The following is a 13,954-nucleotide window of genomic DNA, read 5'->3' as shown; positions in this document are numbered from 1 at the left end:
GGTGTAGTGCAGGGTGCGGCGGGTATCCGGCTGCGGCCCAGCGGTATTACGCCGGAGGTGGTCGACGCGACGAACTGGTGCGGGTAGGTGTCGGGTATGAATGATCTCGGGGCGAACGGCACGGACGGTAGTCGAAGAGTTGTTGCGTTGGATCGGTGTCGATGATCTGGACGTGATTGGCGCTGTTCGCACCGGTCGTCCAGTGGAAACTGAACTGGTCCGACCACGAACACGGTTGGCCGGTGACCCCGTGGATTCTGCACCGAGCCACGTCGGCCGATGTGGCAGAGTGGTTGTGTCTGTTCGGGTTTCGCCGACTTCGACGCTTGCTGTCGAGCGTCGACTTGCGGTATGGGATGAAACGATGTGGCGTCCGACGAGAGGGGAGCGGTATGAACGGCGGCTGTCTGTGCGGCAATATTCGGTTCTCGGCGAGTGGGGAACCGGACTTTCCGCATCTGTGTTCGTGTGCGCATTGTCAGCGGCTTTCCGGTGCGCCGGTGATGTCGTGGGTGTCGTTCCCCGAGGAGGGGTTCGTGTGGACCGGTCCGGGTGGGGAGCCGACCTGGTTCGAGACGTTTCCGCAGATCTGTCGGGGGTTCTGTGCGAAGTGCGGGTCGTCGGTCGCGTCCAAGGGGGATGAGACCGGTTTGATCGGTGTGACGATCACCGCGCTGGACGATCATGCTGGTCTGGTGCCGGTCAAACAGAGTTTCGCGCACAATGCTGTGCCGTGGTTGGCTCCGTTGGGTTGAGCAGGTGGCTCTGTCGCCCCGGCTGATTTCGAGGGTGTCGGGGGTGCGGTCTAATGGAGGTATGTCGATCTTCGCTCGGCCGGTGCTGGCGGTTTCGCAGTTCGCCAATCGGCGTGGGGTGTATCTCGGGAAGCGGTCTACGCGTTGGCATGTCGCGGTGTATCGGTGGTCGCGTGGACGTATCGGGGGGCGGATTACCGGGTATCCGGATGCTCGTATTCTGTTGCTCGATCATGTCGGTGCGAAGAGTGGTATTCGCCGGACCTCGCCGGTGATCGTTCATCAGGTGGGGGCGGTTACCGCTATCGCCGCCTCCAAGGCTGGGCAACCTGAGCTCCCGGGCTGGTACCACAATCTCCGTGCTCACCCCGATACGACCATCGAGGTCGGGCCCGACCGCCGCGAGGTGCACGCCCGTATTGCCACCGACGCCGAACGTGCCGCCCTGTGGCCCGGCTTCGTGGCCATCTTTCCTGCCTTCGACCTCTACCAACGCGCCATCGGTACTCGCCCCATCCCGATCGTCATCCTCGAACCGCGCTGACCGAAACGACTTGTTCGATCGAAATGCGCTGATATTCACGCAGTCTCGTGCATGCGGATTGCCCGACAGCGAGCGCACACTGGAGTGATGGAACCCAGGATCATCGGAAGTGTGATGCCGGTGCTCGAGGTGTCGCTCGAGCCGGGGGAGAGTGTGGTGGCCGAGTCGGGGCAGTTGTCGTGGATGACGGATTCGATTCGGCTGCGGACTTCCACGCGGGTGGGGTCGGGCGGGGTGTTCCGGGCGGTGAAGCGGGCGTTGGCGGGTGCCGGGTTGTACATGACCGAGTATTCGGCCGAGCGGCATCCGGGGACGGTGGCGTTCGCGGCGAAACTGCCGGGGCAGATCGTGCCGGCGCCGGTGGAGCCGGGACGGGACTATCTGGTGCACCGGCACGGATTTCTCTGTGCCACAGGCGATGTCAGGGTGTCGCTGAGCTTTCAGCGGCGGCTCGGGGCGGGGATCTTCGGTGGTTCGGGGTTCACGTTGCAGCGGGTGAGCGGTGCGGGGCGGATGTGGGCCGAACTGTCCGGTGAGGTGGTTCGCTACGACCTCGCGCCGGGGGAGCGGCTGCGGGTACATCCCGGACATGTCGGAATGTTCGACTCCACAGTCGGATTCGACATCACCATCCTGCGCGGCATCCGCAACATCCTGTTCGGCGGCGACGGTCTGTTCCTGGCCGCGCTCACCGGTCCGGGCCGAGTGTGGTTGCAGTCCTTGACCGTTGCCAATCTCGCGCACGCGATCGCGCCCTATCTTCCGCTGCCCGATTTTCCGGAATGACTGAGAGATCATCCACAGCCGTGAACGTGCATATGCACAATCGGTAAGAATGAGGTGGTGGACGACACTGCCGACAGACCTCGCCTGATAGCCCTGGATGTGGACGGAACCCTGCTGCGGACCGGTGAACCGATCACCCCGCGCGTGCGCGACGCGGTGCACGCGGCCGTCGACGCGGGTGCGCACGTGGTCGTCGCGACCGGCCGCACCCTATTGGCGACCCGGCTGGTGGTGCAGGAGCTGGGCCTGGACGAGGGGCAGACGATCTGCTCGAACGGCGCTGTGCAAGCGGACGTTTCGTCCGGGGAGGCACGCGACGTGCACACCTTCGACCCGGAGCCGTCCGTCGCGGTCCTGCGCGAACTGTTCCCCGACATGGTGCTGTCGGTGGAGAAGGTCGGCATCGGCACCTGGACCACCGGCTACTACCCGGGCAGCTTCCGTCTCGGCGAATTCCGTTTCGTCGAGGACGACGACCTGAGCCTGGAACCGACCACCCGCCTGAACGGCTGGTGGCCCGGCGGTTCGCTCGCCGACATGGTCGAGGTGATGGGCGAGCGCGAACTCCCCGGCGCGGGCTGGGTGCACGGCGAGGACGAGCCCTGGCTCGTCGCCTCCCGCCAGGGCGTCTCCAAGGGCTGGGCCCTCGAACGCCTGCGCCGCGAACTCGACGTCCCCCCGAGCGCCACCCTGGCCATCGGCGACGGCTACAACGACTGCGAAATGCTTTCTTGGGCAGGACATTCGGTAGCCATGGGCAATGCCGTGGCCGCTGCCCGCGACGTCGCCGACGAGGTCACCGCCCCGGTCGACGAGGACGGCGTCGCCCAGGTGCTCGAACGCTGGTTCCGCTGAGCGATCCGCGGTTGCGCGGCCGTCCGCATACTGATGTCCGGCGACGTGCGCGAAACCGGTGTGAAAACCGATCCGGCGCAGCCTGATTCGCGGAACTACGCGACGGCGATATCGATCCCGCGCCGCAGCTCGCGCACCGCACTCGCATACCGCCGCGCCACGACCTCCGCGACGAGCCGGTGACTCCCGAGCGGCTCGGCATACGCGACGTCCGGCGCGGCCGTGACGAGACGATCGGTGAGCAATCCAGGGGCCAGGAACCACGGCGCTACGACGACCCGGGCGCACCCCCGCTCCCGGAGAGACGAGACCGCTTGGGGCAGAGAGGGTTCGGTGGTAGCGAAACACGTCTCGGTACGCCACCCGGTTCCCGCCGCGAGCAGCCTGCCCAGGCCGCCGGTGCGCCGGTTGGCCTCGGATGACGAGGACCCGACCGCCGCGACGGCCACCCCCAACGTGTCGTCCCCGAGCTCGAACCCGGCCGCCAGCACCCGCTCACGCAGCGCGGTGACCAGCAGCGGATCCGGCCCCAGCACCTCGGCCTGACGCACCCGCAGTCGCGGATGCCGCGCCCGGACCGCCGCGAGCAGCCCGGGCAGATCCACCCGCGCGTGGAACGCACTACCCAGCAGCAGCGGCACTACGACCGCCTCCCGATGTCCCTGTGCGACAACGGCATCGACGACCTGCTCGACCGACGGCGTATTCAGGTCCAGGAACGCCAGCCGCACATCCAGCCCCGGTTTCCGCTGCGCCACACCGGAAACCACCGCCGACATGGTCGCCGCCGACCTCGGGTCCCGGCTGCCGTGCGCCACCGCGATCAGCGCCGGACCGTCGGTCGAAACCGCGCGGCACCGGATCCCGAAATCAACTGTCGCGGAAGGTGACTCGTACGCGGCACGCACCTCGACGGCTCCGGTCCGGAATCCGCCGAGTGACCGGCCGGTGCTACCGCGGTACGACATCAGCTCTCGGTGCCGACCTCGACCGCGGTCAGCGCATCCCCGACCAGCCCGGCGGCCAGCGTGTTCCCACCGGCCGGATCGATCAGCAGGAAGCTGCCGGTGTGCCGGTTGACGCGGTAGTCGTCGGCCACGATCGGATCCGCGACACGCACCGAGATACGGCCGATGTCGTTGAGCGCCAACGATTCCGCCTCGGTGTCGGCGGCCAGGTGCTGTTCGTCGAAACGCTCCAGCAGCGCGCCCACGACCGCCTGCGTGGTGCGGGTGCCGTGTTTGAGCAGCAGTCGCGCACCCGCCCGCAGCGGCTTGTCGCCGAGCCAGCAGACGGTGGCGTCGAACGTGTCGATCGGTTCGGGGGCGTCGGTCGCCGCGGCGATCACATCCCCGCGCGAAACGTCCACGTCATCGGCCAGAATCAGGGTCACACTGCGCCCCGGCTGAGCCGATTCGAGCTCACCGTCGGCGGTGTCGATCCGCTCGACCGTGGTCCGGGTCCCGGACGGCAGCACCACGACCTGGTCCCCGGGACGCACCACGCCCGCGGCGATCTGCCCGGCGTAACCGCGATAGTCCGGGTACTCCGCGGTCCGCGGCCGGATGACGTACTGCACCGGAAACCGCAGCCCCACCTGGTGCCGCCCGTGCACATCGGCGTCGACCGGAACCGACTCCAGATGCTCGATCAGCGAGGGCCCGTCGTAGTACGGCGTGTTCTCCGACCGCGACGCGATATTGTCACCGTGCAGCGCGGAGACCGGGATCTCGGTCACGTCCTCCCGCGCCCAGCCCAATTTCGTTGTCAGATCGGTGAATTCGCGCACGATCCGCTCGAACACGCCCGCCGCGTCGTCGACCAGGTCGATCTTGTTCACGGCCAGAACGAGTTTGGGCACACCCAGCAGCGCCATCACTGCGGCGTGCCGCCGGGTCTGCTCGATGACGCCCTTGCGCGCGTCGACCAGCAGGATCACCAGTTGCGCGGTGGACGCGCCGGACACCGTGTTGCGGGTGTACTGCACGTGCCCGGGGGTGTCGGCGAGCACGAAAGACCGTGCGGGCGTGGCGAAGTAGCGATACGCCACGTCGATCGTGATGCCCTGCTCACGTTCCGCGCGCAGCCCGTCGACCAGCAGCGACAGATCCGGGGTGGACAGACCCCGGTCGACCGAGGCCCGCGTGACGGCGTCGATCTGGTCCGCCAGTACGGATTTGGTGTCGTACAGCAGGCGTCCGACCAGGGTGGACTTACCGTCGTCGACACTTCCGGCGGTGGCCAGTCTCAACAGGTCGGACATCAGAAATAACCCTCTCGTTTACGATCCTCCATCGCGGCCTCGGACACCCGGTCGTCGCCGCGGGTGGCCCCGCGTTCGGTGAGCCGGGAGGCGGCGACCTCGGCGAGGATCGCGGCATTGTCGGCGGCGTCGGAAATGATTGCGCCGGTGGTGGATCCGTCGCCGACGGTGCGGTAGCGCACCGACTTGGTGACCAGTTCCTCGTCCTCGCGCGGCCCGCCCCAGCTGCCCGGGGTCATCCACATGCCGTCGCGCTGGTAGACCGGGCGCTGATGCGCGTAGTAGATGGTCGCCAGTTCGACGTCCTCGCGGGCGATGTACCGCCAGATGTCCAGCTCGGTCCAGTTGCTCAGCGGGAACACCCGAACATGTTCTCCCGGAGCGTGTTTGCCGTTGTACAGGTTCCACAGTTCGGGCCGCTGCCGCTTGGGATCCCAGCGCCCGAACGCGTCGCGCAGCGAGAAGATCCGCTCCTTGGCCCGCGAGCGCTCCTCGTCGCGCCGACCGCCGCCGAACACCGCGTCGAACCGGTTGTCGGTGATCGCGTCCAGCAGCGGGACGGTCTGCAACGGGTTGCGGATGCCGTCGGGCCGCTCGGTCAGCCGCCCGTCGGCGAGGTACTCCTCGACGCTGGCCACGTGCAACCGCAGCCCGTACTTCTCCACCACGTGATCGCGGAACTCCAGCACCTCGGTGAGGTTGTGCCCGGTGTCCACGTGCAACAGCGCGAACGGCAGCGGCGCGGGCCAGAATGCCTTGAGCGCCAGATGCAGCAGCACGGTGGAGTCCTTACCACCGGAGAACAGGATCACCGGCCGCTCGAACTCGCCCGCGACCTCGCGGAAGATGTGGATGGCCTCGGACTCCAGCGCGGCCAGAGTGTCGAATTCGGGTGTGGCCCTGGTCGTCAATTGAACTGTCATCTGCTCACATCCGTGACTCTGGTCGGTGGTATCTCGTTCACTGGGTATTTCATGTCGGTGGTCCTCGGTATCTTGAGCATGTGATCGAGACAGTGCGCTACAACTACCGGATCCGTCCGGGAGTTGTCGCTGCTCGAGAACTGATTGCGGAATCGCACCGCTGCCGCTTCGTTTGGAATGAGGCTGTGCATCAGGACAAGTCGTGGCTGAAACCGACATTCAGCAAGTTGAGCAAGCTGTTGACCGCAGCCCGCCGTCGGAACAGTTGGCTGCGTGAAGGTTCCCAGGTTGCTCAACAACAGACTCTGCGTACCTACGCACGAGCTTTGGACGAATCTTTCAAGATTCCGGGCAGGCGACGCCCAAAGTTCAAGTCGCGCAAGACGAGCCATTTGTCCCTGGAGTACACCCGACGCGGGTTTCGTCTTCGGGATGGGCGTCTCTGCCTGCCGAAGGGCCTCTCGGTTCCGGTTGTATGGTCGAGGGAGTTGCCGAGTCAACCAACCAGCGTGCGGATTTTCCAGGACAGTCTTGGCGCCTGGTACGCCTCGTTCGTGGTCCAGCGGGAGTCCGAGCCGTTGCCGACTGTGTCGGATGCCATCGGCATCGACTGGGGAATTCGTACGACGGCTACAACTACTGACTCCGCTCACGATCTCCCCTATCGCGGGTATCGCAAGCGCTGTGCTGCCGAGCTGGCAAGAGCGCAACGCCGAATGACGAGACGTCATCGACACGGTGCGGTGCCGTCCCGTGGTTACCGCCGCGCGAAGCACGAGGTCGCCAGGTTGCGGAAGAAAGCTGCGCGTCAGTCCAGCCACGATGCTCGGGTATGGGCGAAGCGGGTTGTTGTTGCTCACCAGATCATCGCCGTGGAAGACTTTCGGCCGGGGTTCTTGGCCAAGTCGTCGATGGCGCGTAAGGCCGCCGACGCGGCCATCGGTCAGACCAAGCGAGAACTCATAGTCCGAGCTGTACGTGCCGGTCGTACGGTGGTGTTGGTTCAACCGGCGCATACGACGGTCACATGTTCGAGATGTTTCGCGAGAACCAAGCAGCACCTCGACCTTGGTACGAGGACTTTTCTCTGCACCGAATGCAGTCACACCGAATGCAGAGACAGGAACGCTGCCAGAGTGATTCTGGCTGTGGCAGAACGGGGCCACACTTGTGTTGACGATGTAAGACATCTGCAGCCCTCCTCCGCGGCGGTTGTCGGTGCAGTCTGAGCTTGGAATCTTGCGAGTAACTTCGTGAGAACCGTTAAGACTGGTGTAACCCGCATTCGGTCTTGGCGAGGCCGGCCCAGCGGCCGCTTCGCGGATCGGCTCCCGGTTCCGGTTTCCGTGTGCACGGAGCGCAACCGATGGACGGATATCCCTCTTCCACAAGGGGATTGACGAGGATGCCGTGCCGGTCGATGTACTCGGCCATCTCCTCGTCGGACCAGGCGGCGATCGGGTTGATCTTCACCAGGCCGAAGCCCTCGTCGAAGGAGATCAGGGGCGCGTTGGCGCGGGTGGGGGCCTCCACGCGGCGGATGCCGGTGACCCAGGCGTTGTAACCACCCAGGGACTGCTGCAGCGGCACCACCTTGCGCAGGCGACAGCACTCGTTGGGCTCGCGGGCGAACAGATCCTTGCCCAGCAGCTGATCCTGTTGTGCCACAGTGTGTTCGGGCTGCGCGTTGACGATGTTCACGCCGTACACGGTCTCCACCGCGTCGCGGGTGCCGATGGTCTCGGCGAAGTGGTAGCCGGTGTCCAGGAACAGCACGTCCACGCCGGGGCGGGTCTGCGCGGCCAGGTGCACCAGCACCGCGTCCTGCATGTTCGACGCGACGATGTAGTTCGAACCGAAGGTCTCCTCGGTCCACCGGAGCAGTTCGGCGGCCGAGGCGTCGGGACCGAGCGCGGTCGCGCCGTCCTCGGCGATGCGCCGCAGTTCGTCCTCGGAGAGCTTGCCCAAAGTGGTTGTCATAGCGTCACTTTCCCTGTCAGCGGAGATCGGCTTCGTCGGTGCGGACGGCCCACTGTGCGAACCGCTCACCCTCGGTGCGGCCCTTGACGAAATTGCGCACCACGCGCTCGATGTAGTCGCCGAGTTCGGCGCTGGTCACCTTGTGCTGGCGCAACTTCCGGCCGAAGGCGGCGTCCATGCCGAGGGTGCCGCCCAGATGAACCTGGAAACCCTCCACCTGATTCCCGTCGCCGTCGTCGACGAGCTGGCCCTTGAAGCCGATGTCGGCGATCTGCGAGCGGCCGCAGGAGTTCGGGCAGCCGTTGATGTTGATGGTGACCGGCACGTCGAGCTGGGCGTTGATGTCGGCCAGGCGCTGATCCAGTTCGGGCGCGAGCACCTGGGAGCGCTTGCGGGTCTCCACGAAGGACAGCTTGCAGAACTCGATACCACTGCACGCCAACAGGTTTCGCCGCCACGCCGACGGCCGCGCCTGCAGGTTCAGCGGCTCCAGCTCGGCGATCAGCTCCTCGACCTTGTCGTCGGGGACGTCGAGCACGATGAGCTTCTGGTACGGGGTGAACCGGATCCGGTCGGACCCGATCCGCTCGGCGGCGTCGGCCACCTTGGTCAGCGTCGTACCCGAGACGCGACCGGCGATGGGGGAGAACCCGACCGCGTTCAGCCCGTTGCGCAACTTCTGCACGCCCACGTGATCGATGGGCCGCACCGGAGCCTCGGGCGCGGGCCCGTCGATCAGCTTGCGCTTCAGGAACTCGTCCTCGAGCACCTGCCGGAACTTCTCGATACCCCAGTCCTTGATCAGGAACTTCAACCGCGCCTTGGTGCGCAGGCGGCGGTAGCCGTAGTCGCGGAACAGCGAGACGACCGCCTCCCACACATCGGGCACGTCCGCCAGCGGCACCCACGCGCCGACCCGCTGGGCCAGCATCGGGTTGGTGGACAGCCCGCCGCCGACCCACAGGTCGAAGCCGGGGCCGTGCTCGGGGTGCTCGACGCCGATGAACGCGAGGTCGTTGATCTCGTGCACCACGTCCTGCTGGCCCGAGATCGCCGTCTTGAACTTGCGCGGCAGGTTGGAGTACTCCTTCTTGCCGACGTAGCGGCGGGTGATCTCCTCCACGGCCCAGCTGCCGTCGATGACCTCGTCCAGCGATTCACCCGCGAGCGGGGAGCCGAGCACCACGCGCGGGCAGTCACCACACGCCTGGGTGGTCTGGAGGCCGACGCCCTCGATGCGTCGCCAGATCTCCGGGACGTTCTCGATCTCGATCCAGTGGTACTGCAGGTTCTCCCGGTCCGACAGGTCCGCGGTGTCGCGGGCGAACTCGGTGGAGATACCGCCGAGGGTGCGCAGCTGCTCGGCGTTCAGCGCGCCGCCGTCGCAGCGCACCCGCATCATGAAGTACGACGCCTCGAGGATGTCGACGTTCTCGTCGCCGGTCCAGGTGCCGTCGTAACCCTGCTCACGCTGGGTGTACAGGCCCCACCAGCGGAAGCGGCCGCGCAGATCGGCCTTGTCGATCGAGTCGAATCCGCCCGGGGCGTAGATGTTCTCGATGCGGGTGCGGACGTTCAGCGGGTGATCGTCCTTCTTGCTCTGCTCGTTCGCGTTCAACGGCTCGCGGTAGCCCAGGGCCCACTGACCTTCGGACTTGCGTCGCAACGGTTTTCCGGTGCGTTCGCGCGGGCCGGCGGTCTGCGTGCTCGCGCCCGCGCGGGACCGGGCGCGGCGTTCGCGAGCGGCCTGCGCACGCTCGCGCGCGACTTCCTGCTCGCGCGCGACACGCTCGGCTTCCGCCCGTGCGACGGGCTCGGATTCGGCTGTATGACCGGCGTCGGTGCTCGACGTCATAGGGTCGCTCCTGGGGGTGATGATTCAGACCTGGCGACAGGCGGGAGGGGCTGCTCGCGCCTTCGGTAGTCAGCGGCCGGGACGCCGCGACGATGACGCCGGAACCGGGAACAGGGGCCGAACTACCGGAGGCTTTCCGGCAGACAGCTCGCACTGCAAACGCGCTTGAAGTCGACGTGGCGACGAGCCACGAGGCGCACTCCAAGTCCGGTCATGCGGTCTATTGTGCCATGTCAGCCCGGTCATTCCGACCGACCGTCGATATTTTCCGCAGATTCGAGGGAAATTCCCTGTACGGGCGTCTCAGTTTGTGAGATCCGTCATAGATCATCCGCCCGAACATGATCCGGACCTCCCGAATGCCGAACCGTTGCCGAGCGAGAGATGTCCGTCACAACCGACCCCGCCCCGCCCCGAATCCGAGCGAAATCGTGCCCAGCAACCGTGCGGACGACACCCGCGCCCGGCCCGGCGACGCCCCGGCCGCACACTGGACAGGTGAGCCCCGCCGTCCAGCAGACCGCACTGCCCGCCCCGCCGCTGCGTGATTTCGGGGGCGGGCCGTTCGGGATCTACGTGCACGTTCCGTTCTGCGCGACGCGCTGTGGTTACTGCGACTTCAACACCTACACCGCGGGCGAACTCGGCAGCTCGGCCTCGCCGCAGTCCTGGCTGGAGGCGTTGCGCGGCGAGATGGCAACGGCCGCAGCGGCTTTCGACGCGTTACCGAGCGCACAGCCGCCGGTGTCGACGATCTTCGTGGGCGGCGGGACGCCCTCGCTGCTGGGCGGCGACGGTCTGGCCGACGTCCTCGACGCCATCCGCGCGAACTTCACCCTGGCCGCCGACGCCGAGGTGACCACGGAATCCAATCCCGAATCCACTTCCCCGGAATTCTTCGAACGCCTCCGCGCGGCGGGGTACACCCGGATCTCGCTGGGCATGCAGTCCGCCGCGACGCACGTGCTGCGCATTCTCGACCGCACCCACACCCCGGGTCGCCCGGTCGCGGCGGCCCGCGAGGCGCGCGCGGCCGGATTCGAGCACGTCAACCTGGACCTCATCTACGGCACCCCCGGCGAATCCGACGCCGATCTGGACCTGAGCCTGGACGCGGTGCTCGAGGCGGGCGTCGACCACGTCTCCGCGTACTCCCTGATCGTCGAGGACGGCACCGCGATGGCCCGCAAGGTCCGCCGCGGCGAGCTGCCCGCCCCCGACGAGGACGTTCTCGCGTCCCGCTACGAACGCATCGATACCCGGCTGTCCGCGGCCGGTCTGCACTGGTACGAGGTATCCAATTGGGCCGCAACCGATTCCGGTCGCTGCCGCCACAACCTCGGCTACTGGGACGGCGGCGACTGGCTCGGCGCGGGCCCGGGTGCGCACAGCCATGTGGGCGGGGTGCGCTGGTGGAATGTGAAGCATCCCGGCCGCTATGCCGAACGGGTGGCCGCCGCCCCGATCCTGCCCGCCGACGGGTGGGAGGAACTCACCGACGACGAGCGGTACACCGAGCGGATCATGCTCGCGGTGCGTTTGCGTTCCGGACTCCCCGTGCGCGATGTGGACCACGCGGGGCGGACCGCGGTCGCCGGGCTCGTCGCCGACGGCCTGGTCGAGGTGCGCGACGACGCGATCGTGCTGACCGATCGCGGGCGGCTCCTGGCCGACGGTGTGGTACGCACACTCCTGAGCTGAGCAATCCCATCGGGACCAGGATCTCGTCCGGCGGGCGCGGATTCGTCCGTGTGCTGAGTCCGCGTGTTGAGTCCGCGTGCTGAGCCCGCGTGATGCGACGGAGTCATCCGCGTGATGATGTTGCAACTCGGCTCGTCACGACGATATGGATCTCGAGCACACGGTGTGGTGTGCCCCACAGGCAGTACACAGATCGGTCCGGTCGAGTGATCGGGACCGGTTCGACGCAGGTGAGCGGTGCGGCGTCACCGCTGGATCCCGGCGACGAGGGGAGCACGGATGACTGTGATCATGGAGCGGATCGTCGAGCGCGATGCCGCCGAGCGCGCCCCCGGCGGCCACGCGGAACCGCCGCTGCTGCCGGTCACCCGGACCGGATTCGGGCAGCCGGTGATCTTCTGTCACGGGGTGGGGGAGACCCAGGACGTCTGGCGGCACGTGATCGCCGAACTGGGTGAGGGTTTCGAGGCCATCACCTTCGATCTTCCGGGCCACGGAAAGTCCACGGCCACCGGCGATTACACATTCGAGGCATTCCGCGCGGCGGTCCGGCGGACGCTGTCGCGGCTGATCGTGCGGGAGCCGATCCTGGTCGGCTGGTCGCTGGGCGCGGACCTCGTGCTCGACTACGCCGCGACGTATCCGGTCGCGGTCGCGGGCCTGGTCCTGGTCGACGGCGCGGTGCCGCTGGATCGCCCGCTCGCGCGATACGAGCGCCGAACGCACCGCTCGCGCAACGGTTTCGGTATCCGTGGGGGCTCATGGCTGGCCCGCCGCACGCCCGAGCGGGGCGTGCTACCGCCCGACGCGCTCGCCGAACTGACGCGCGCGATCGACCGGCACCGCCGGGGCCTGCTCCGGACCTACTGCGAAATCGCCTGTCCGACAACGATGATTCTGTCCACCGAAGGTACCGCCGAGCGCGGCACGCCCGCCCGGCACGTCGGCGCGGTCCGGCACACCGGCGCCGAACGACTGCGCGATGTGCATCCGGACATCAGTCTCACCCGGGTGACGGGCGGCGCGGATCTGCCCTTCACGCACGCCGCCGATATCGCCGACGCCGTCGTCGGAACCCTGGTCGGCTGAGCGGGTTGTGCCACGCCACACCGGGTAAACGGTTTTCAGGAACTAAACTGGAAATGGATCAACCTGGGATCCGCGTGGTCGATGCTGCTCGCAGACACCGGGCGACCCGCTGGCGAACGAGGAGGTGGGGCCGATGTCGAGCACCGAGAAACGGCGTCTCGAGGTCCTGCGCGCGATCGTCGCGGACTACATCGCCACCAAGGAGCCGATCGGCTCGAAAACACTGGTGGACAAGCACAATCTGGGCGTCTCCAGCGCGACCGTGCGCAATGACATGGCCGTGCTCGAGGCCGAGGGTTACATCACCCAGCCGCACACCAGTTCCGGTCGCATCCCCACCGACAAGGGCTATCGCCAGTTCGTCGACAACATCGCCGAGGTCAAACCGCTGTCCACGGCCGAGCGCAAGGCGATCATGGATTTCCTGGACGGCGGCGTCGACCTGGACGACGTGCTGCGTCGCGGGGTGCGCCTGCTCGCCCAGCTGACCCGCCAGGTCGCCATGGTGCAGTACCCGACGGTGTCGGCCTCCACGGTTCGGCACATCGAGGTCGTCGCGCTCAATCCGGCCCGGCTGCTGCTGGTGGTCATCACCGACAGCGGCCGCGTGGATCAGCGCCTGGTCGAACTCGGCGCGGTGATCGGCGACGACGATCTGACCGCGTTGCGCGCCATGCTCGGCAAGGCGATGGACGGCAAACGCCTGTCCGCGGCGTCGGCCTCGGTCGCCGGATTGCCGGAGAATTCCCCGGCCCGCCTGCGCGATGTGCTGGTCCGGGTGTCGACGGTGCTGGTGGAGACGCTGGTGGAACATCCCGAGGAACGCATCGTGCTCGGCGGTACGGCGAATCTCACCCGCAACGTCAACGACTTCGGTTTCCCGGGTTCGCTGCGCGCGGTGCTCGAGGCGCTCGAGGAACAGGTGATCGTGCTCAAGCTGCTGGCCGCCGCGCAGCATCCGGGCACCGTGACCGTGCAGATCGGCGAGGAGACGCAGCTCGAACAGATCCGCGGAACCTCGGTGGTTTCCACCGGGTACGGTATGCCGGGTACCGTGCTCGGGGGCATGGGTGTGCTGGGCCCGACCCGCATGGACTATCCGGGAACGATCGCCTCGGTCGCGGCAGTCGCCCGATACATCGGTGAGGTACTCGCCGACAGGTGAGCGGCCGCGCGATGAGATCGTGAAGCAAACGGATTCGG

Annotated in this window: 14 protein-coding genes; 8 read left to right on the top strand and 6 right to left on the bottom strand. The window is 67.1% G+C overall.

Features of this window, described 5'->3' with window-relative positions:
• The first annotated feature begins 356 nt into the window (after nt 1-356).
• The 4 genes from NRB20_RS18935 (at nt 357) to NRB20_RS18920 (ending at nt 2,940) form a co-directional block, all read left to right on the top strand.
• Nucleotides 357-755 (top strand): GFA family protein, encoded by a 399-nt coding sequence (locus NRB20_RS18935; protein WP_153411436.1) that lies wholly within the window; start codon nt 357-359, stop codon nt 753-755.
• A complete protein-coding gene (locus tag NRB20_RS18930; RefSeq protein ID WP_406603849.1) occupies nt 685-1,299 on the top strand; it encodes a nitroreductase/quinone reductase family protein in 615 nt (204 codons plus the stop codon). Before NRB20_RS18935 ends, NRB20_RS18930 begins: the two co-directional genes overlap by 71 nt.
• A gap of 87 nt (nt 1,300-1,386) precedes the next feature.
• Nucleotides 1,387-2,085, top strand: a complete 699-nt coding sequence (locus NRB20_RS18925) for a TIGR00266 family protein (RefSeq protein WP_153411434.1) — start codon at nt 1,387-1,389, stop codon at nt 2,083-2,085.
• A gap of 57 nt (nt 2,086-2,142) precedes the next feature.
• Nucleotides 2,143-2,940, top strand: coding sequence for an HAD family hydrolase (locus tag NRB20_RS18920; protein ID WP_319945095.1), 798 nt, complete (start codon nt 2,143-2,145; stop codon nt 2,938-2,940).
• 95 nt (nt 2,941-3,035) lie between these two features.
• Here the strand turns inward: NRB20_RS18920 and NRB20_RS18915 are convergent, their stop codons facing one another.
• Genes NRB20_RS18915 through cysD form a run of 3 tightly spaced genes read right to left on the bottom strand, consistent with a single transcriptional unit; the run spans nt 3,036 to nt 6,126 of the window.
• Nucleotides 3,036-3,908, bottom strand: coding sequence for a sirohydrochlorin chelatase (locus NRB20_RS18915; protein ID WP_153411433.1), 873 nt, complete (start codon nt 3,906-3,908; stop codon nt 3,036-3,038).
• A complete protein-coding gene (locus tag NRB20_RS18910) occupies nt 3,908-5,203 on the bottom strand; it encodes a sulfate adenylyltransferase subunit 1 (protein WP_153411432.1) in 1,296 nt (431 codons plus the stop codon). The genes NRB20_RS18915 and NRB20_RS18910 overlap by 1 nt, the downstream gene beginning before the upstream one ends.
• Complete coding sequence (gene cysD, locus NRB20_RS18905) at nt 5,203-6,126, bottom strand: sulfate adenylyltransferase subunit CysD (protein ID WP_153411431.1); 924 nt, start codon at nt 6,124-6,126, stop codon at nt 5,203-5,205. Before cysD ends, NRB20_RS18910 begins: the two co-directional genes overlap by 1 nt.
• 80 nt (nt 6,127-6,206) lie before the next feature.
• Here cysD and NRB20_RS18900 point away from each other — a divergent pair, with 80 nt between their 5' ends.
• Entirely contained in the window at nt 6,207-7,355 is a 1,149-nt protein-coding gene (locus NRB20_RS18900) for an RNA-guided endonuclease InsQ/TnpB family protein (protein ID WP_319945094.1), read from the top strand.
• A 34-nt stretch (nt 7,356-7,389) separates the two neighbouring features.
• Here the strand turns inward: NRB20_RS18900 and NRB20_RS18895 are convergent, their stop codons facing one another.
• From NRB20_RS18895 to NRB20_RS39615, 3 genes are all read right to left on the bottom strand, one after another.
• The gene (locus NRB20_RS18895; RefSeq protein WP_153411430.1) at nt 7,390-8,106 is read right to left on the bottom strand and encodes a phosphoadenylyl-sulfate reductase; all 717 of its coding nucleotides are present in this window, start codon (nt 8,104-8,106) and stop codon (nt 7,390-7,392) included.
• Between the two features lie 16 nt (nt 8,107-8,122).
• Nucleotides 8,123-9,961: a nitrite/sulfite reductase gene (locus NRB20_RS18890; RefSeq protein ID WP_153411429.1), complete on the bottom strand. Its 1,839-nt coding sequence runs from the start codon at nt 9,959-9,961 to the stop codon at nt 8,123-8,125.
• Nucleotides 9,962-10,083: 122 nt separating this feature from the next.
• Nucleotides 10,084-10,176: an Ms4527A family Cys-rich leader peptide gene (locus NRB20_RS39615; RefSeq protein WP_353526446.1), complete on the bottom strand. Its 93-nt coding sequence runs from the start codon at nt 10,174-10,176 to the stop codon at nt 10,084-10,086.
• Nucleotides 10,177-10,459: 283 nt separating this feature from the next.
• On the opposite strand from NRB20_RS39615, the gene hemW reads away from it, so the two are divergent.
• The 3 genes from hemW (at nt 10,460) to hrcA (ending at nt 13,916) form a co-directional block, all read left to right on the top strand.
• On the top strand, nt 10,460-11,662 hold the full coding sequence (gene hemW / locus NRB20_RS18885; RefSeq protein WP_406603848.1) for a radical SAM family heme chaperone HemW: 1,203 nt from the start codon (nt 10,460-10,462) through the stop codon (nt 11,660-11,662).
• A gap of 279 nt (nt 11,663-11,941) precedes the next feature.
• On the top strand, nt 11,942-12,751 hold the full coding sequence (locus NRB20_RS18880) for an alpha/beta fold hydrolase (RefSeq protein ID WP_153411427.1): 810 nt from the start codon (nt 11,942-11,944) through the stop codon (nt 12,749-12,751).
• 133 nt (nt 12,752-12,884) lie between these two features.
• Nucleotides 12,885-13,916, top strand: coding sequence for a heat-inducible transcriptional repressor HrcA (gene hrcA / locus NRB20_RS18875; RefSeq protein ID WP_153411426.1), 1,032 nt, complete (start codon nt 12,885-12,887; stop codon nt 13,914-13,916).
• Nucleotides 13,917-13,954 lie beyond the last annotated feature (38 nt).

It is taken from the genome of Nocardia macrotermitis (genome assembly GCF_009604405.1).
Classification (GTDB): Bacteria; Actinomycetota; Actinomycetes; order Mycobacteriales; family Mycobacteriaceae; genus Nocardia; species Nocardia macrotermitis.
The sequence above is the reverse complement of the archived record's forward strand: the minus strand, read 5'-3'. Positions and strand labels throughout refer to the sequence as shown.